This window comes from Hirschia baltica ATCC 49814 (assembly GCF_000023785.1).
Classification (GTDB): domain Bacteria; phylum Pseudomonadota; class Alphaproteobacteria; order Caulobacterales; family Hyphomonadaceae; genus Hirschia; species Hirschia baltica.
In genome coordinates this window covers 1,518,191-1,537,101 of the sequence record NC_012982.1, presented here as the reverse complement: position 1 = coordinate 1,537,101, position 18,911 = coordinate 1,518,191, and the positions used below count along the sequence as shown (strand labels likewise).

Genomic DNA, 18,911 nt, shown 5'->3' with positions numbered 1-18,911 from the left:
GAAAAATGGCAACCACCCCGCAAAGGATGATTGCCACCAATTTAACGACTAATTATTCAAACCATTACCAACGTTTGCGAAGTGTAATCCCGTATGTTGCTGGCGCATTTGGATATCCGTTTACTGAACCAGCTTGCGCTGTTGTCGGGAAAGCAGATTGAGAGAATTCATGGTTGGTGATGTTACGTCCCCAGAAACTCGCTTCAAATCCATTATCCATACTGAATCCCAGTGATGCATTTAGCAATTTCACTTCTCGGCTCATAAGGTCAGCCGATACATTATCTACAATCTGGATTTCATCTTCATATTGATAGTCTGCGCGGATGAAACCCATTATGCCTTGTGAAATCTCCTCTTCAAACAATGCTGAGAATGAAAGAGACGTTGTGTGGATACCAGCTGGCTGTTCACCAGACAGATCTGTCGGACCACCAATTCCCGGAGCATTCTGGAAGTCTACATATTCTGGATTTTGCACTAATCCAGCAAACCCAAGCGTCAATTGATCAATCGGCATGTAAGTCGCATCAATTTCAATACCTTGTGTGGTTTGTTCACCCGCATTTGCCAACACAAACCCAGTTCCTTGGAAGATTGTAGATTGGAAACCTTCAATCGTCTGGTCAAAGAGCGCGATGTTCACTGTACCTCGGTCAAAGACTGCTTTTGCGCCGATTTCAAAAATTTCAACTTCTTCAGGAGACGCAAACCGTGTACCCGCTCCGCGATTGTTCGGAATTAGGCCAGCATTGCCTAGAGCAGCTGCATTCGCAGCTGTATATGAGCTATCGCGGGTTAAGTTCCATGATGTCGCTTTAAACCCTGTTCCATAGCTTGCATACACATTGATATTATCCGTCGCATCATAAGCTGCACGCACAGTGTAGGAAAGCTTGCTATCGCTAGAGGTACCATCTTCAAATGCGTTTGGAAGTGCAACAAATCCCGGAAGGAATTGTAACGGAGCCAAACCGCCAGCAATAGATGGTGCAAGTGATGTTCTTAAATTCGCTGCAACGCCCTGTTCAGTTGCAGGTGTATTTGCCTGTATAGCTGCAAATTGAGCCGCCGCGACAGGATCACCTCCCACTAACGCAGCCTGCCATGCACCTATATTTGCCGGTGTCGCATCTTGCCCAACCACTGCTCCAAACAAGGTTCCGAACACAAGATCATCAAATTGGGCAGGGACTAAACCGCCTGTTAATTCAGGAAGATCTAGTGCACGGAAAACATCCGGCGTAACGACTGCAGGGTTTGTGAATAAAGCATTGAAATCAATTGATGAAAATAGGTCGTTATTGACAGCAGAAGCAGTCACTTCTTTCTCATCATTCACATAACCCAGCCCTGCCGTCAAAGTCAGTTTATTGGTTGCATACCAGTCAACTTGACCAAAAATGTTATAACTCTGGTTTTCTTGTGTGAAGGTTTCAAAAGTTCCCGTTCCGGGCTCATGAAATTGAGCACCACCTAGCAATGGTTCAATGGAAGAAATCAATCCACCTGCAAGAGCATCAGCATAAGCAGCAAATCCGGGCCCATAAGTTACATTGCTATTTTTATCGAGCGACTCGTCATAGTAAAAACCACCAACAAGCCAATCTATTTTTTCAGATCCACCAGCAAGTCTAAGTTCTTGCGTAAAAGTATCGATTTCCCATTCATTTATATTGCTTGCAATGAGAGGTGCACTTGTAAAGTCGACATCACCATCACTTGCTGATTCCTGATTACGTACAGAAGAAATAGACGTTAGAGTTGCCCATCCCAAATCCCAATCAGCTTGAGCTGAGACACCTGAATTCTCAACCTTACTCCGAGGCGTAATGTCCACAAACGTCTCATAACCATATGGGTTTGTTGGGATTTCACCGCCTAAAGCTTCTATAACTGCGCTAGTGGGACCGTTTACATAATTTGGTGTGTAACAACAAATTTCGTCGATCTTGTCGTAATCTGCGATCAAACGAATCGACAAATCATCACTTGGTTCAAACAATAACTGCCCTCGCACCATATTGCGGTCGCGGTTGTTTAAGTCTTCTCCAGTGGCAAGATTATTCACATAGCCATCGCGCGTGTTTACAGATCCTGCAAGCGAGAACGCCAGACTTTCACTTATAGGGCCTGATACATAAGCTTTAGCGATTGCTTGGTTATAATTTCCGTAAGTCCCTTCAATTTTACCTTCCCAATCAAAGGCAGGTTTTTTAGTCACAAGGCTAACAACACCTGCGGAAGCATTTTTACCAAAAAGTGTTGATTGAGGTCCACGTAATACTTCAACTCGTTCTACATCTGGAAAGTCACCCAAACTGCCTGCAGACCTTGTGCGGAAAACACCATCAATAAAGACAGCAACTGACGGCTCGATTCCAACATTGTTACCGCCGTTTCCAAATCCACGGATACTAAATGTTGTGTTTGCTGCACGCTCCAGCTGACCAACGCGTAAAGAAGGAACGATAGACTGAAGATCCATAACATCGACAATCTGCGCCTTTAGCATTTCTTCGCTATCAACAACAGATACAGCAATAGGTACATCTTGCAATGTCTGTTCACGCTTTGTTGCCGTTACGACAACTGTACCCAAAACATTCTTACTTTCCTGTACATTTTCTTCAGGGGCACTTGTTGTTTCTTGCGCGATTGCCGCCTGTGAAGACAATGCCATCGCCATAACTGAAGCAGACGCAATTATTGATTTACGCATTTTTATTTCCTCCATTATTCGAAACACGTGCCTTGGCCGGTCTCGTAATTATTTTTATGAATCAAGCATAAACGTGGAAAATATTACCAGTCTTATCATTGTAAGGCGAATTATTTATCACCTCTTGCAATTACCCGTAGTTGTGACAGTTTTATCACTATACACAGGCCAGTTTTTAGATTGGGTTGGACAGCAAAATAATGTTTCATACACCTGATACGACTTCTAAAAATCCCGCAGATTTGTTTCAAACCCTGACGAAACAGGGAATCGGAACAAATTGGGGTAATTTCAATGAAACGGTAAGCCGTTCTCTTGGCGACATTGGAGCGACACGGGAGTTTCATTGCGATTACATGCATGGAAATTCTAAGGTTTTTCAACCAATGCAAGGTGTAACCATCACCATGCAAACAATCGTCGTCACAGACCCCAAAGAGACAATAAAGCTGACTTTATATCCGTCTGACAAACTCTATATAAATGTCGTTCTTGAAGGTGAATTCAACCTGCTCACAGATAAAACCGCTGCGACGATTAAAAAAGGATCTTACCTACTTTATCGCCAAACAAGAGAATCACACTGCGACATCCAGATAGATCCAGCTAGGCCTCTGTCTTTAGTTTATCTCGCTTTTTCTCCTGAGTGTTTAGAATCGATTGCTCAAGTATTAAAAACACCTGTCCCGAAAGTTATCAGAGCATCGGAAATGCTAAAATTATGGGGCAAAGAAACGCCAATAGTCGGCACAAACACAGCCCTCCTGAGGTTTGCAAAATCTTTGGCTGAGACATCTGATTATGATAAATTGTGGCCTGTTTTTCTAAAGAGTAAGATTTCCGAACTTTTTTGTATCCTAACGGCATTTGATTCTCTCATCAGCGAAACACTGGTAGCACCGTCCCAAATCTCCAGTTTGAATAGAATTAGCAAAGTGTTGAATCTATTTTTAGAAGATCACCTTCAAATCCCTTCATCCTCGGCAATTGTAAAATCGCTAGGGTTAGAGAAACAGATATTAGACAAGGATTTTGAAGATGTTTATGGATTAAACTTCCCAGATTATTGCAATGTCATCAAATTCCAGATGGTATATAGGCGCCTGTTAAGGTCAAACATCTCAATAACAGCATTAGCTTATTGGGCAGGTTACAGCCACACAGCAAATTTCTCACGTGCATTTCAAAAACACTTTGGTGTTAGCCCTCGCACGGCAAGACTTTCTGCTAAAGATACTCGACATGTTTTCGATAAAGAAGACTAAATGTTTGCTAAGGACTGAGACACTCGCATAAAGATGCCCATCTTCGAGATTGGCATTGGCGATGCATTAAAGCCAATAGTTCAGACCAATAAGCGATTACAAGTCAGAATTATTATTTTGATTTATTAGGATGTTATTTGCGATAATCATTCTCCTCTCCAAGTCCGCAAACTTAGAGAGGAGAATGGCGCGAGAGACGGGGTTCGAACCCGCGACCTCCGCCGTGACAGGGCGGCACTCTAACCAGCTGAGCTACTCCCGCGCATCGCCCAAACTTTGAAATATCATTGTTTGGAGCGCTGTGTTTAGTCTTTAACGCCCCTAACCGTCAAGCACTTATTTTTCTGAAAAGTGCTTTTTTTCAAATTATTTTATTGCCCCTCACAAGAAGTCGCTCCACCGACAGGAATTACCATTTTCCAACCATCTGTGCTGTTTAAACGAATTGAAGCTTTTGTAATTTGTGAACCTCCTTCACTAGGAGATGCTTCGTTAATCGTCACTTTCATCTCGACATTGTTAAGCGGCGACTGAAAAACTTGTTCAGTATAGTGAAGATCCACCACATCACCTTCTGTTTTAGTTCTGATCAAAATAGTTTCTTCGCCATTTAAAATCACTTTCGCAGTCCCCTTGGCCGCTTCAGCGAAAAACACAAACCTTGGTTCCGGTCTGGAAGCAAAAAGGAACAAACCACAATCACCGATATCCAAAGTTTGCCTTGGCAATTCCCCTAATTCGTAGAACTCATCAAAATCATTTTCGACTTGGGTTTGAGCAGGTGGTTCTATTTTTTTTGAAGCCGTGGAAGCACACCCCCCAACCAACACCAAGAAACTCATCAATCCTATTTTGGCTATTGATTTACGCATATTGAAATTCCTTCCCAAACAGGTGGTATTTATGGTGTTTGTGTTTCGACAGAAGACAAAGAATAGTAAAATTCATCCGAAGCAGCCTGCCCTTTAAACCCATAGCTAATCAGGGCATTTGAAAGTCTCGGATTTTGAGTTTTAACGCTAGCTTCAACATCATATGTGTTGTCGCTTCGCAAAACGGCTTTCGCTGAAATTTCATCTAGTCCAGTTTGGTTTTGCAGAGTGAGTTCATAATCATCTCCGACACAAACAATACGGCCGTCCATCGCAGGTCCATCCCACGCCCAAGAGCGCCCAACGACAGTCAAAAGATCAGTTTTCAAACCGCCTGCAGCTTCTATGCAATTTCCTGCAGCACCAATTTTCAAATTAGAGATGGATAGGTTCAAAGTCGACGGTGATCGTCTCAACTGCGCATCGAGATGTTTGAATGTATTGAGTTGAATTCTCGCAAACGCGTCTTTTATTTCTAATTCTCGGTTCAGCCCTGTAACAATCAGGCCTTTTCCATTACCAGCGGCACCGACAAACTCAAAAGACGCTGCCGGTTTCAACTGCAGCAAGCTTATTGCGTTCAGGTTTAAATTTACTTGCCCTATTGCCTCACCGCCAACATGGACATCCGACAGGCTACCACGCCAAATTGTTCCGACAGCCCGATCAAATTGAATCCCGTTAGATTGTAATCCAATCGCCTGTGTCACAACACGCAAAGGCAGATAAGCCAGCAAAGCGATGACTAAGGCCACCACAAAAAAAGAAAAACCAGAAAGCAAGCGCATGCCTGTTAATTCCCCCGACTAACGAGTACATTAGCATTCACTGTCACTGTATCCTTATTCATTCGGATGGATGCTTTATTGACGGAAATGCCATGATTGATTTCAAGGTCAGTCAGCCAAGCATAAAGTGACTGAGGATCAATTTCTTCAATCCATAATGTCAGATCACCATTTGATGTTGGTTCAATTCGGCTGATATCAATACCAAATACAGCAGAACTATCGGATACGACCCCTTGCACAGGTCCAGCTGAAACCGCGTTTACCTGCCGAGGACTATTTTCATACACACGTAATGTTTGAACCACTTCTGAATGCGAAGAAGCTTGAGACAAATACCGTTTTGAAGCACGGTCACGAAATTCAACCGAAGGCCCAAAAATAAATTGAAACAATACGATAGTCAGGGTCAAAACAAGACAAATGCTCAGTAATAATTTTTCCCTCGGCTCTCTCGCAGCCCACCAGTTCTTTATCATTACAATGTCACCGTAATTTCTCCGGCGCGCCGGTTTCCTATTTGCCTAGAACCACCTTCACGGAACGTGCCACCCAAATTCTCAATTATTTCTCTAAATTGCGTGAGCTGTTCATAATCTTCATAGACAATACTTGCCTGAATTTCTCTGCGCCGCGCATCATATCTCAATGCATCTAAGCTAATACCATCGACATCATTAATGCCCGTTGAGATCAGCCCTGATAATTGCAAAAAGGCTGATGCTTCACCATTGCCAGAGGTCAGCGTCTTTAGCTGTGCCTTGGGGTTTACGATTCGCTTCACATCAGGAAAAACACGTTTGACATCTGCTTCTATGGTCGCTTGCAGGGCTTTTGCTTCCCGATTAAATGCAATACCTTCAACGAAATTAAACGCTGCCATCGCCAGTATCGCAGCGGCGGCCAAACCAACCGGCAAACGCCACTCTTTTAAATCGAGTTTCCCACCTAAATTGCGCGCTTCAAACTGTCCTTGCTGAAGTGAGAATTTTTCTTTGACAGCCTGCACTGCCAAAACATCTAACGGGTCCACGCCGCCTTCTGAAAAATCACGATAGGATAATTGATCCAATTCCGCGATATTATCATTCTGACTAACGCCCGAAGCAATTATTTTATCCAACAATTTTGAGTCAAAACCAGTATCAAAACAAGCACCCCAGTGCCCGTATCGAAAAACGCTTCTATCCACCAAATTTGCGCAACTTATTCTCGCGTCTTCAATTGGTAGACAAAAATAATCAGGAACAATTTTCGTAGCAACAAGCCCTGCCCGCTTCACGGTATCAGACCAATACACCATTTTCTCATTGGTAATCACACTTAGTGTGTAGCGTTTCGTACCCGTATCCCCATATGCAATACTAACATGCTGATCCTCTATTTCTGCGCTCACATCATCTTCGATAGCAAAGGGAGCAATAGAGCGTAATTGCGCGTTACTTTTAGCCGAAAGTGGTGTCCTGAATGACGCAATTTCCTGTCCCTTTAAGACAAGGATAAATTTATCATGTTTGACACTAGATAAATCCTCAAACGCAGATTCTCCACGCGCATGTATTGTTCCTGTTTCAGACACAACACGCCAATCACAGCTCTGACCAGGGTCTTTTTTTGCAAATGCGACAAGACAATTACCCATCAGAAACTTCCATATCTACGTGAAATGACCGTGATGTCCCCGCCCTGGGATATTTGCAAGATAGAATGCAAACTAATCATGGTTTGATAATAGCTAATTTGCGCATTCAATTCAAAAAAATCAGATGCAAGCGCATAATACTGTCTTTGTTCTATTGGCATGGCATCTTCTCCAAATACAGACAAAGAAAAAAATTCATCTAAACTGGAAAAACCACTGACAGGCCTTTCAGCGAGAATGTTATTAACTGCCACCTCATCAAACTGCTTTCCCAAATAGCCTAGAATAAGCGGTAAATCCTGTATTGTCAGTGTGTTCACATTCAACTTGGTCAAATTCAAGCTAGGCCGCACACACAACCATGGCCGTAATTTTTCAACCATATCTGGCTCAAACCCTTTAATCACCTTCAGTTCGCTAACATCTGCCAATAAGGTTGAACCCGTTCTATAAGGAATTGCGGATATCGCATAATCAGCATCTTCAGCGCCCCCATATCTGGGGGTGGAGTCAGTATCTATCCAATCGACCACACTGTTTGCCAAAGCAATAGATTCTGCATTTGATATGCCTGTGTATTCAAGAAGATTGGCGAACTTCTCAATTGATACCTCATCAGCAATCAAGGTCTCATTGTCTTCAGTCTTCACAAGCGCATTCAAATTGAAGCAATTTGCTCCGTCTTTGACCTGACCTTTTATTGTTCCCCCATCAATTGGGAAAAACAACGGTTTTTGTGTCCATCCGTCCAGTTCTGGATAGCGAGCATTATCTTGTCCTGAATTTACTTTTCGAGCAGCTTCAATTGTGGACATGGCCAGCTGTTCTGCTCCCAGCGCATACAGTCTAGCTTGCTCTCTCTGGCTGAGATTACTGGTGAGTTTCATTGAAAAACGTAGATTTTCTATGACGGCAAGCGCTGTAATAGACATAACCGATACAATGAGAAGAGCCGTTATTAATGCAGCCCCACTCTGATCTAAATGCACGTCCTTGATCGTGTTCTGAATACACTTCTTAAGCATGTTAATACCCCGCCGGAGTATAAAACAGCATACGGACAGGACCGTATCGGGCTGAATGCAAGATCAAGCCGACAGCAGCGGGAGCCGGTATTGCATTGGATGCAGACATTTGCCCAATCCATTTATCTGTCCACAATAAGCCATCATAAAACTCAATCTGCGCAGAAGCGAGATTGGTCAATAATTCTCTTTCTAAAATCGGCGTATCGGTTGCAGCATCCACTCTAGACCTTGTTCTTCTGCTAAGAACACCATTTTCAAAGCGATATTCAACATGCTGCAATGATGAGGAAGCGGCGGTCAAACCAGGCATTTCATTTCCGTTTCGCACAAAACTCATCAGGGAGACATTATCAAGGTCTGCTCCACCGACAAAAACACTTTCAGCTTTAAAGCCAAATTCGTCTCTTGCAGTTCTTGAAACGATTTGCGCAAGGTCATTTTTGATAATTGCTCTTGCTTGCTCAATATCTTGAACTTCTTCAAGAACATATTCGAGCGTTTCTTTTGATGAAAGCGTATCATCAAGCATAACAAGCCCCATCACAGATAAAACACCCATGATAAAGGTCGCTACCATCACCTCAATAAGTGTAAAACCTGCCTCATCCGTCATCACAAAGACTTCCGTTTAAAGGCAAATAAGACAGTCTCTATATTTTCGGAATCAAGCTCATCTGGCTCATACACTCTTGTTTCGATTTTTATCTGCTGCAGCAAAGGATTGGGCGTTGTCGATATTGTTTTGCGCCAAGTCCATTCGCGCCCACCAAGTGCTATTCGTCCGCTGGACTCTCCATTTTCCAAAGGCTCTCTTTGAATTAAGGTCATAGTCATTTCATTGTCAGCAATAATGGAGGCCAGCATTCGGCGTTCAATAGCTGCAGCACCGCGACTATTTTCTGAAGACACGTGAATTAAACCAATAGCAGCAATCGCAAAAATGCTTAGAGCGGCCAACACTTCAATTAAAGTGAAACCATCATCGTTTTGCTTGTTCAGCAAACCTTGTTTAGAAAGCGATACAGGCAACGTCATCTAATCACCCGTTCTGCCACAGGTATAAAGATCAATTGCCCGCTTGCATTCAACTTGTGCACTGAATCAAAATCAGCGGCGGTTATTTCTATTTCCGCAGGTGTTGCTTCCCCAGTAGGAAAAAACACTAAAGGCGGTTGAGCTTGAACATCTTGATCTTCAGTGAATTTTCTCTCGGTCTCCATACCTAATAGAGTTACGCGCACGGTCAGATCTTTGGTCTCTTTGCTCTTTTCCAAAGCGCGTGATGTACCATTCAAAGCAACCCAATCGCCGCCATGATAGCGTTCAAATAAATTCATGCCCTCAACATGGGTCCAGCTTACAGCTTCCCCGCTTGCTATCGCTTCACGCGACAATGAAGCAATTGCCAAGGTCAACTGCTCAGCCTCTGCTCGGCTATCGGTCTGGCGCTCAGGCATAGACATGACGACGACACCCGACATCAGCCCGATGATAAAAATAACGACAAGCAATTCGACAAGCGTAAACCCAAACTCACCTTCGTTTTTGTGAAGAGGATTTAGTTGGTCCAATTTCCAATATCCGCATCAAGTTCTTCACCGCCCAGTTGCCCATCAGCTCCTAGTGAATAGATGTCGATTTCGCCATGTTCGCCGGGGTAAACATACTGATAAGCATTATTCCAAGGATCCAATGGTAGACGTTTGATAAAACCACCTTTGGGATATAGCGCCGGATTGGATAAATCATCCGGTGCAGTAACCAACGCCTCAAGCCCCTGCTCTGTCGTTGGATAATCGATTAATTGCAGCCGGTAGCGGTCTAAACTGCTTTCAAGAGCGGCTATATCTACTTGAGCCTTTTTAACGCGAGATGTATCTACATTACCCATCACGTTTACAAGCACGACTGTTGCGAGCAATCCCATGATGAAAACAACAACCATCAACTCAACAAGTGTAAACCCTTCCTCACCTGTCTCTACTGGAGACTTGTAATCCTCATCGATACGCTTGTTTGCATCTTGTTTTATCATCACCATCACCTTCTCCATGCCAGCTATATCAATGCGCCGGAATTCAATTGTAATATCGGCAGCATAATCGCCAATATTATTAACATCACCAAACCACCCATCACGACGGTAATCAGTGGCTCTAATAGTCCCAGCGCAACACCGGATGTTTTTTCAAAATCCCGCTCAAGATATTCGGCGCCCTTATCAAACATAGCACCAAGATCACCACTTGCTTCACCACCAGCCGCCATATGCGTCACAAGCGGTGGGAAAGCACCAGTCCGGGCCATTGACTGGCTCAGCGAACCACCTTCACGAACATCTTCAATAACTTTCTCGACTGCATCGCGCAAAATCAGATTAGGTGTGGTTTCTCGGGACGCTCTAAGACAATCAAGAACAGGTGCCCCCGATGATGCAAGTGTCGCAAAAGTTCTAGCAAACCTTGCTGCGGCAACACTTCTGACAACTTCGCCAATAATCGGAAGCCCAAGCACGAGACTATCCAAGCGCCGTTTAACAGCATCAACTTTACTCATATGACCCAGAACAAACACACCAACTGCACAGGCACCAAACAGAACCAACCCATAAGCTTGCAAAAATTCTGAAATATTCACCATGATTTGCGTCAAAAGCGGAAGCTTTTGGCCCATAGTATCAAATTGCTCAACAACACGAGGAACCACAAAAACAAGAAGCGCAACCACAACCATCAATGCGACGACCGCAACAACCATCGGATAAATGAGCGCAGACACGACTTTACCGCGCATCTCCTCGCTTTTTTCCTGATAATCAGCCAACCTTGCCATAACAGCGTCTAATGCACCCGCACTTTCACCTGCCGCGACTATCGAGGTATATAGCGGCGGAAAGGCGCTGCTTTGACTCGACATAGCATCAGATAAAGGCTGACCTTCAACCACATTGGACCTGACATCCGCTAAAACTGAACGCACCGCATTTTTTCTGGATGTATCACCCACAGCCGCCAACGCTTCTTCAACTGGCGTCCCAGAGGAGATCAGCATAGCTAATTGTCTTGTTAGTAATACATTGTCTTTAATAGATAATTTTTGGCCGCGCGTTTCTTTTTGGGCTTTAGCTTTGCTCGTTTCCACATTGACAGGCGTTAAACCTTGCCGGCGCAACTCTCTTCGAGCTGATTTCAATGTATCTGCTGAAATAACGCCTTTTTGCTTTTTTCCATGAGCGTCAAGCGCCTGATATTCAAACGCTGCCATCAGAGTCTCTCGCTTGTCTTACCACACGCAGGACTTCTTCAGATGAAGTCAGGCCATTACGAACATGCTCAACTCCGCATGCTTGCAACGTCGTGGAATTTGAAAAAGCATAATTTTCAATATCTTGTTCTCGCGCATTGTCGTGGACCATACTCCTCAACTTGGCGTCCATCTCGATTATTTCATAAATTCCTAGGCGCCCTTCATACCCCTGATCATTACAATGCTCACAGCCTTTGGGGTGATACAAAACATCAACTTGATTGCGCGATAAACCAAGCAATTCTAGTTCGGCATCTTCAGGCTTGTATGGAACACGGCAATGAGAACAGAGCCGTCGCACCAAACGCTGAGCGACAACGGCTGTTAAGGTTGAAGACAGCAAAAATGGTTCAACCCCCATATCCCGCAATCGTGTCACGGCAGCTGCAGCAGAATTTGTGTGCACTGTGGACAACACCAAATGCCCCGTCAAACTTGCTTGCACCGCAATTTGGGCCGTCTCGCCGTCGCGGATCTCACCAATCATCACAATGTCTGGGTCTTGTCTAAGTATCGCGCGTAAACCCGCAGCAAACGTCATCCCGACCTTTGTGTTGACTTGCGTCTGGCCAACACCGTCCAATCCGTATTCAATAGGGTCTTCAACCGTCAAAATATTGCGGGACTGATCATTTAACAGCGTTAAAGCTGCATACAATGTGGTCGTTTTACCAGATCCAGTCGGACCGGTAACCAGCACAATTCCATTTGGCTGTTTTAGAGCTTTCTTTAAGGTCTGGAGCATTGCCTCAGGCATGCCCAAGTCTTCCACATCCAGACGCGCAGACTCTTTATCCAGCAACCGCATAACCACGCGTTCGCCATATCTTGCAGGCAATGTAGAAACCCGAACATCAATGGGACGTCCGCCCAAAGACAGAGAAACGCGCCCATCCTGAGGAACTCTTTTTTCTGCAATATCAAGACGCGCCATAACTTTGATACGAGACACCAGCAGAGGCGCAACGCGGCGTGATGGTGTGAGAACTTCTCTCATCACCCCATCGACGCGCAAACGCACAGACAATCGATCTTCAAAGGGTTCAATATGTATATCAGACGCTTTGGTACGTACCGCTTCGGCGATTAGTCCATTGATGAGCCTGATAACAGGGGCGTCATCAGAAGTGTCCAGCAAATCGGCGTTTTCAATCAAACCAGCGGCAAGACTATCTAAATCACCTCTTTCATCCAATGCATCATCTATGTCGGATGAATTAATACCATCACTTGAGTAGATTTCAGATAAATAGCGATCAAATTTTCTACGGTCTAATTCTACGATTGTGAGAGGCTGATCAGCGATGCGGCGGGCTTCAAGAATCGCTAAGGGGTCAGCATCTTTACGCATGCCCATGCACGCAGTTTCACCATCAAGATAAAGGACTAATCCTTTTTCTTTTGCAAAACTATAATTCAACCGCTTTTCGGCGAAAACACTCACACGCTAACCTCTACTCAACAAAACACTATTCTTCGGTATCGACCCCTAATACCTCTTTCATAAACACATCTAAACCCGCGCGTTCACTGCGAGACGCTGACATTTGTTCTTGGCGAATATATCTATATTTTTGATCCGTGGCGCGCTGCATGGTTTCAGCATCACGTACAATAGTTGGTTTCAAAAACACCATCAAATTGGTACGTTTTTTTGTCGTTCCTTCCGAAGAAAACAACCGCCCAACCCCTGGAATGTCACCCAACAAAGGTACTTTGGAAATGTTTAGTGTTTCTTCTTCTTGGATCAAACCACCAAGCACGACAATCTCACCATCATCAGCCAAAATCGTGGTGTTAATCTCGCGATTATTGGTAATGAAATCTGTGCCGTCTATTGAGTCAAATATAGATGAAACTTCTTGGCGTAAGTTCAGTTTAATACTGTCGCCTTCACCAATTTGAGGTTCAACCTCCAACGTCACCCCAAGCGGTTTACGTTCAACCGTCCTGAATGGATTGGAATTGTTCGTTCCCAAGGCTTCACCCGTTGTGATCGGGACTTCCTGACCAACTGTGATTGAAGCTTTTTCATTATCCATCGTCAAAAGGTGAGGCGTAGAAAGAACATTAGATGTAATGTCAGAGTCGACCGCATTTATAATCGCTCCAAATATTGTTCCATCTGATGATTGCCCACCAATTCCAAGCAAACCACCTGCACTGCCTAATAATGAGCTGATTGCAGCGCTACGAAGTGATGAAACAGTTTCCTCACCAACAGTGTCTGAATCCAGAGCAAGTGCCCCGGCCAGAGATAAGACATTCGTTGTTGATCTTGTGAAATTCGTTGCCGCAAATGGAGTTGCAGAACTACCTGAACCTGACAGCACAAACTCAAGACCTAATTCACGCGCTGCATTGTCAGATAACTCAACAATAATCGCCTCAACAAGTACTTGTGAACGGCGTTGATCCAGCTCTTCAACCACTCTCTCTAATTGGCGCAGCACCATTGGGGACGCACTCACAACAAGAGAATTTGTGGGTTCATAAATGGCAATTTTTGGAACGCTCGACGCGTTGGCACCAGGTCTGGCTTGTTCTGCTAATCTCTGCCCCATCATTTCAAGAATAGGTGCTATATCTTTCGCTTCGGAATGCTTCAAAGATAGAACTTTTAAAGATGCATCATCTTCCCTGTTGGCGACATCAAGGTTTCGCACAATCTCATGGACTTCAGCGACGTCTTTTATGTCACCTTTGACGATCAAAGAGTTATTGCTCTCTACCGCAGTTGCCGTGACCTTAAAGCCAGCTGAACCACGTCCCGTACTCTTCATACTATTGACAGTATTTGCCATTTCTGTGGCCGACATATTTGTCAGCGCTATCGTCAAGGTTTCAGATTGATCTTCATCTATCTGCGCAACGACTTTGCGAACCCTTGAGATATTGGCTGCATAATCAACGACAATCAGCGTATTTGACTCACCACTTGCAGTCAGTTGCCCCTGCGGGTTAGTGATCGGTTTAATCATTTTAGCTGCTTCAGTCGCGTCAAAATTACGCAAACGAATAACTGCCGTTTCAAATTGATCACCACCTACAGATGGACGCGCTAAACCAGCCTCCGCAGACGCTGATTGTTCGGGCACAATTTTATAAACACCGCCACGTGAGGGAATGGCTGTAAATCCATGTACTCTCAAAGTAGAGAGAAAAACCTGAAACACTTCTCTATTCGTCAATGGTGTCTGAGAGGAAACACTTACGCGCCCTCTCACACTTGGATGCACAACAAATGTATGACCAGTGATCGCTGATACATCATCTATCAATACAGATATATCGACATCTTTGAGATTCATGACGTGAACGCTGGTTCCATCCGCGCGCACGCTGGTTTCACCTAATTCATCGGCGATCGCTTGCTGACCCATTGGCGCAATAAATCCCCCAAGCATGGCCAAAGCTGCGCCATGTAGAACCTTATTTCTTTTTGAAACCATAATCCCTACTCACCCGCTTCAACGTTAATCTAGCACGTTGATTGTCAGCCTCACTGGTTGCCCATTTCGAATAATATGTATGACCACTTGAGAAGACTTCCCTAAGGAATCCAATAAATCCTCATAATCGGTCGTTTCGTTCAAACTGAAATCATCTATTGCTTTAACAATATCTCTCGCCTGTAAGCCAGATTGAGAAAAAATCTGACTATTCAAAGGAGAAACAGATACACCATTCACACCATCAAACACGACCGGCTCAAACCGAGCCCAGTTCATAAGATTTTCTATATCTGATCGCGCCATACTGGCGTCTAAGAACTGCGTATCAACGACAATTGGTATAGACGTTTCAGTCCGTTCGTCTGAGTTCGTTTTTAAAATCTCTGCTCGATCAGGTGTAGACCTCACAACGCTTTTATTTTCCGCAGCCAGAGATTTTATGCCGATATTCTCATCATGAAAGTTTGATAAGCGCTCTACGCGGCCGGCACGCGATAATAAAACGCCATCCAGATATATGCTTTTGACTGTTACGTCCTGAAGACCCGATACCGCATCACCTACGAAATAGCGTTTCTGAATATCTTTTCCGGTAGAAATAAAAGCGACGCCGCTACCCTGCCCATCTGCACGCACACCGTTAAGCGTTATATCTAACTCAGTTTCTGGCGCATCCGGGTGATCTTCCAATATCAAGTCAATATTTTCTTCACCTTGCACAGTTTTAAAGGGAGTCACACGCGACAACATGCTCACATCAATAGCACTTATATTATTGCGACCAAGTTGCGCAGGTGAGAGGCTTGGCATTGCTACCCCTCCATGAATACCCGCCAAAATGAGCCAGAAAAAACGCGCACAAACAAAGGCTATTGCAATGATCGAAAAAGCAACCAACAAAAAGCGAACCACACGCTGTATCAGCGGAGACACCATTTCGAGATTGGAAACGCTCAATGACATACACTGTAACCTTTTGACCTCTGCTATGTCTAAAGCAAAGACCGAACTTGAATATTGGACAATCAATTCTCCAATAAATGAAATCTATTCGTGAAGAAACACTCTTCTACTTAATAGTCTATCTAAAAAAGTAGCTACAAGACACTAATATCCTGTAGCTACTCAAAGTTAAGTCTCTAATAAACTTAGAATACCACTAGAACTTAGCAGTTACGCTTGCGGAAATACTTGTTCCACGATCGTAAGTGTAGAAATCAGTTTCACCTACATCACCTTCACTGACTTGAAACTCTTTATGTTCCTCATCAAGAAGGTTTCTAGCGCTCAAGCTGAATGTAAAGTCACGTCCCACGATTTCTACATCATGTTTGTAAACAAGATCCAACTGAATGCCCGGGTCTTCAACGATATCAGGAACTGTGTTTCCTGCGTTGCTTAGACCACGTTGCAGAATACGTTCGTCTACCCAACCAGCAAGCAATGTAAGTTGGTCATTTGGACCTTCCCAACCAAATTGCAAGTTCAAGATGTGCTCTGGTGTACCCTGTAGTTTGGCACCATCCAAAGCAAAGTTTGAAGCTGAAACAACTGTACGAGAAATCGGGTCATACAATGTTTCGCCAGCTTCAGCCTGAACCTCTGATTGTGTGTATGTATAGTTCGATGAGAACATCCAATTGCGATCAGCAAACCACTGACCAGGAATTGGCATGTCAAACTGCGTGCGATATTCTAATTCACCACCCAATAACTCAGCCTTTGGTGAGTTAATAAATGTCGTTTCAAACACAAATGTTGAAGTTGAGAATTGAACTTCTTCAATCGGATTCAAGATCTCTTTATAGAAACCAGCAATCGACACAAATTGGTTGCGACCGAAATAATATTCCAATCTCGCATCATAGTTGGTCAACTCACTGTCGATCAAACCATCACTACCACGATATACGCGATCTGTATCTGGATCAGTATAACTTGCACGTGCCAATTCACGGAATTGAGGACGCGCAATTGTTTGAGAGTATCCCAAACGTAGCTGCAAATCATCCGCGAAGTTCCAGTTGATCAATGCACTTGGAAGCAAGTATTCATTTTCCAAGTTCACATCACCCGTACCCGGGTTGCCAAAACGGTCGAATGTACCAACAGTTTGCTCGGCTTCTTCGTAACGTACACCCAGTGTTGTTTGGATGAAGTTAGTCAAATCAACTTCAGCTTCAACATAAGCAGCCGAAACATCTAAAGAAGCTTTGTATGAGTCAGTTGTTGACGGAAGTTCTTGCAGAACAAAGCGTGCGTTATTGATATTGTCAGGTGAGAACAAATAGTCAGTTCTTGCTTCTTCAACATCGTCTGGCAAAGAGTTACCACCGGCAAAGCGGAAACCGTAAAATTCATAATCACGTTCAGTGGAAGAGTAATCAAAACCACCAGACAATTGCATTTGACGATCGCCGTCAAAATCAACAGTGTAAATTAGGTCACTTCCAAAGCTTCCTAGTTCATCTTGAAGGTATGAAAAATTGATGGAATTTGCATTTGCCAATGAATATCTTGGCACACCATCATCACCATAAAGACGACGAACTGATCTTTCATATGGTGCATCACGAGATGATTCAGAAAGAGCCCCTCTCCAATTGAATTGGAAATTGTCTATTTCGTGCTCTCCACGCAATTGGAAGAAAGTAAGCTCGCGCTCATACCAACCCGTAGATTCATCAAAAACAATACCAGTACCCGGCGCGTTAAAGTCACTTCCAGTATCTATTTGCGCTTCTTTAGTTGTCGAGTGAACATAGAACAAAGTTGCAGCAACCTGGCTCATATCCCAATCAAACGTCAAAGATCCAAGCGCATTTGTCGTGACATCCATGGCTGTTTCAAGCGTGTTGATCTCTGAACCTAGCACACCACCTTGCACGAATTGGCGCGTAATATCTTTCGTTGTCCATTCCTGATCATAGCCTGCAACACCAACGAAACCAATACCTACTGAACCTAACTCATAATTACGTCCAAGAGAGATTGAACCTTCATAATTTGGTCCAAGCTTTCCGTTTTGAATAACGCTTAAAGGAGAGTTTACAAGGCTCTCACCAACCGTTTCTATTTCAGAATCGCTAAATTCTTCAAGACGTTGATCAGAGCTCAATACTGTCTGAAGAGCAGAAGGGATTTCACGCAATCCATCATCATATCCCGTCCAATCAGAGTCACTACCACTTACGAAATAACCTTTTTCGGCAGTCGTAACAGTATCACCACTCACACCAAATTTTAGTGTGGTGAAGTTTTCAGAAGGACGAGAAATCGTCTTTAGATTGATTAGACCACCACCAAATTCACCCGGCGCAGAAACAGAGAATGTCTTCTCTACAGAAGCACCTTCAAGAATGTTTGATGGAAACAAGTCCAAAGGAACAGTTCTTCTCAAAGGCTCAGGACTTGGCAATTGAGAACCGTTCAACATCGAAGCAGAGTACCGGTCACCAAGACCACGAACAAAAGCAAACTTATCAGAAACAATACTCAAACCACTCAAGCGTGTAAGAGCTAGAGCCGCGTTTGAATCACCAGTCCGAGCAAGATCATCGGCAGAAAGAAAAGTTGCAACTTGAGATGTTTCACGCTGTGGATCAGGTATAAATTCACCACGGATTACAATCGTATCCTGACGCGCGGTATCTACGTCGTTTGCTTCTTGGGCTGAAACAGCTGGAACAGCTAGCACAGCCAAGGAAGTCGTCAATAAAAGTCGACATGTATATTTTGATAACATTGGAGGTGAAACCTTTTAAAATTTCGAGCCCGATCCGATTATTCGCAGTATGAGCGACAGTCGCAGGCTAATTTAAGAAACGAAAAAT

The 18,911-nt window shown here is 44.0% G+C and carries 16 protein-coding genes and 1 tRNA gene; 1 reads left to right on the top strand and 16 read right to left on the bottom strand.

The window, feature by feature from the left end; all coding sequences use genetic code 11:
- Positions 1–64: 64 nt before the first annotated feature.
- The gene (locus tag HBAL_RS16300; RefSeq protein ID WP_015827305.1) at positions 65–2,722 is read right to left on the bottom strand and encodes a TonB-dependent receptor; all 2,658 of its coding nucleotides are present in this window, start codon (positions 2,720–2,722) and stop codon (positions 65–67) included.
- Positions 2,723–2,922: 200 nt separating this feature from the next.
- On the opposite strand from HBAL_RS16300, the gene HBAL_RS07330 reads away from it, so the two are divergent.
- Positions 2,923–3,987, top strand: a complete 1,065-nt coding sequence (locus tag HBAL_RS07330; RefSeq protein ID WP_015827304.1) for a helix-turn-helix domain-containing protein — start codon at positions 2,923–2,925, stop codon at positions 3,985–3,987.
- Positions 3,988–4,172: 185 nt separating this feature from the next.
- On the opposite strand, the gene HBAL_RS07325 is transcribed toward HBAL_RS07330, so the two are convergent.
- From HBAL_RS07325 to HBAL_RS07255, 15 genes are all read right to left on the bottom strand, one after another.
- Positions 4,173–4,249 (bottom strand) — tRNA-Asp (locus HBAL_RS07325).
- 109 nt (positions 4,250–4,358) lie between these two features.
- Positions 4,359–4,859 (bottom strand): hypothetical protein, encoded by a 501-nt coding sequence (locus tag HBAL_RS07320; RefSeq protein WP_015827303.1) that lies wholly within the window; start codon positions 4,857–4,859, stop codon positions 4,359–4,361.
- A 29-nt stretch (positions 4,860–4,888) separates the two neighbouring features.
- Entirely contained in the window at positions 4,889–5,647 is a 759-nt protein-coding gene (gene gspN / locus HBAL_RS07315) for a type II secretion system protein N (protein ID WP_015827302.1), read from the bottom strand.
- A 5-nt stretch (positions 5,648–5,652) separates the two neighbouring features.
- Positions 5,653–6,126 (bottom strand): type II secretion system protein GspM, encoded by a 474-nt coding sequence (gspM, locus tag HBAL_RS07310; RefSeq protein ID WP_015827301.1) that lies wholly within the window; start codon positions 6,124–6,126, stop codon positions 5,653–5,655.
- Complete coding sequence (gene gspL, locus HBAL_RS07305; RefSeq protein WP_015827300.1) at positions 6,126–7,289, bottom strand: type II secretion system protein GspL; 1,164 nt, start codon at positions 7,287–7,289, stop codon at positions 6,126–6,128. Before gspL ends, gspM begins: the two co-directional genes overlap by 1 nt.
- A complete protein-coding gene (gene gspK, locus HBAL_RS07300; protein ID WP_015827299.1) occupies positions 7,289–8,314 on the bottom strand; it encodes a type II secretion system minor pseudopilin GspK in 1,026 nt (341 codons plus the stop codon). The genes gspL and gspK overlap by 1 nt, the downstream gene beginning before the upstream one ends.
- A gap of 1 nt (position 8,315) precedes the next feature.
- Positions 8,316–8,930 carry a type II secretion system minor pseudopilin GspJ gene (gene gspJ, locus HBAL_RS07295; RefSeq protein ID WP_015827298.1) on the bottom strand — a complete coding sequence of 205 codons (615 nt, stop codon included), beginning with the start codon at positions 8,928–8,930 and terminating at the stop codon, positions 8,316–8,318.
- Positions 8,930–9,352, bottom strand: a complete 423-nt coding sequence (gene gspI, locus HBAL_RS07290) for a type II secretion system minor pseudopilin GspI (RefSeq protein WP_015827297.1) — start codon at positions 9,350–9,352, stop codon at positions 8,930–8,932. Before gspI ends, gspJ begins: the two co-directional genes overlap by 1 nt.
- Complete coding sequence (locus HBAL_RS07285) at positions 9,349–9,888, bottom strand: GspH/FimT family pseudopilin (RefSeq protein WP_015827296.1); 540 nt, start codon at positions 9,886–9,888, stop codon at positions 9,349–9,351. Before HBAL_RS07285 ends, gspI begins: the two co-directional genes overlap by 4 nt.
- The gene (gspG, locus tag HBAL_RS07280; protein WP_015827295.1) at positions 9,876–10,358 is read right to left on the bottom strand and encodes a type II secretion system major pseudopilin GspG; all 483 of its coding nucleotides are present in this window, start codon (positions 10,356–10,358) and stop codon (positions 9,876–9,878) included. Before gspG ends, HBAL_RS07285 begins: the two co-directional genes overlap by 13 nt.
- Positions 10,359–10,375: 17 nt before the next feature.
- Entirely contained in the window at positions 10,376–11,581 is a 1,206-nt protein-coding gene (gene gspF / locus HBAL_RS07275) for a type II secretion system inner membrane protein GspF (RefSeq protein ID WP_015827294.1), read from the bottom strand.
- The gene (gene gspE, locus HBAL_RS07270) at positions 11,568–13,067 is read right to left on the bottom strand and encodes a type II secretion system ATPase GspE (protein ID WP_015827293.1); all 1,500 of its coding nucleotides are present in this window, start codon (positions 13,065–13,067) and stop codon (positions 11,568–11,570) included. The genes gspF and gspE overlap by 14 nt, the downstream gene beginning before the upstream one ends.
- Positions 13,068–13,092: 25 nt before the next feature.
- The gene (gspD, locus tag HBAL_RS07265) at positions 13,093–15,075 is read right to left on the bottom strand and encodes a type II secretion system secretin GspD (RefSeq protein ID WP_015827292.1); all 1,983 of its coding nucleotides are present in this window, start codon (positions 15,073–15,075) and stop codon (positions 13,093–13,095) included.
- A gap of 24 nt (positions 15,076–15,099) precedes the next feature.
- Positions 15,100–16,041, bottom strand: coding sequence for a type II secretion system protein N (locus HBAL_RS07260; RefSeq protein WP_015827291.1), 942 nt, complete (start codon positions 16,039–16,041; stop codon positions 15,100–15,102).
- A 196-nt stretch (positions 16,042–16,237) separates the two neighbouring features.
- Entirely contained in the window at positions 16,238–18,823 is a 2,586-nt protein-coding gene (locus HBAL_RS07255; protein ID WP_015827290.1) for a TonB-dependent receptor domain-containing protein, read from the bottom strand.
- Positions 18,824–18,911: the final 88 nt, after the last annotated feature.

What these genes read in the sequence shown, in the direction of transcription:
- HBAL_RS16300 (WP_015827305.1), bottom strand. Translation starts at nt 2,722, where the DNA reads ATGCGTAAATCAATAATTGCGTCTGCTTCAGTTATGGCGATGGCATTG.
- HBAL_RS07330 (WP_015827304.1), top strand. Translation starts at nt 2,923, where the DNA reads ATGTTTCATACACCTGATACGACTTCTAAAAATCCCGCAGATTTGTTT.
- HBAL_RS07320 (WP_015827303.1), bottom strand. Translation starts at nt 4,859, where the DNA reads ATGCGTAAATCAATAGCCAAAATAGGATTGATGAGTTTCTTGGTGTTG.
- gspN (WP_015827302.1), bottom strand. Translation starts at nt 5,647, where the DNA reads ATGCGCTTGCTTTCTGGTTTTTCTTTTTTTGTGGTGGCCTTAGTCATC.
- gspM (WP_015827301.1), bottom strand. Translation starts at nt 6,126, where the DNA reads ATGATAAAGAACTGGTGGGCTGCGAGAGAGCCGAGGGAAAAATTATTA.
- gspL (WP_015827300.1), bottom strand. Translation starts at nt 7,289, where the DNA reads ATGGGTAATTGTCTTGTCGCATTTGCAAAAAAAGACCCTGGTCAGAGC.
- gspK (WP_015827299.1), bottom strand. Translation starts at nt 8,314, where the DNA reads ATGCTTAAGAAGTGTATTCAGAACACGATCAAGGACGTGCATTTAGAT.
- gspJ (WP_015827298.1), bottom strand. Translation starts at nt 8,930, where the DNA reads ATGACGGATGAGGCAGGTTTTACACTTATTGAGGTGATGGTAGCGACC.
- gspI (WP_015827297.1), bottom strand. Translation starts at nt 9,352, where the DNA reads ATGACGTTGCCTGTATCGCTTTCTAAACAAGGTTTGCTGAACAAGCAA.
- gspG (WP_015827295.1), bottom strand. Translation starts at nt 10,358, where the DNA reads ATGGTGATGATAAAACAAGATGCAAACAAGCGTATCGATGAGGATTAC.
- gspF (WP_015827294.1), bottom strand. Translation starts at nt 11,581, where the DNA reads ATGGCAGCGTTTGAATATCAGGCGCTTGACGCTCATGGAAAAAAGCAA.
- gspD (WP_015827292.1), bottom strand. Translation starts at nt 15,075, where the DNA reads ATGGTTTCAAAAAGAAATAAGGTTCTACATGGCGCAGCTTTGGCCATG.
- HBAL_RS07260 (WP_015827291.1), bottom strand. Translation starts at nt 16,041, where the DNA reads ATGTCATTGAGCGTTTCCAATCTCGAAATGGTGTCTCCGCTGATACAG.
- HBAL_RS07255 (WP_015827290.1), bottom strand. Translation starts at nt 18,823, where the DNA reads ATGTTATCAAAATATACATGTCGACTTTTATTGACGACTTCCTTGGCT.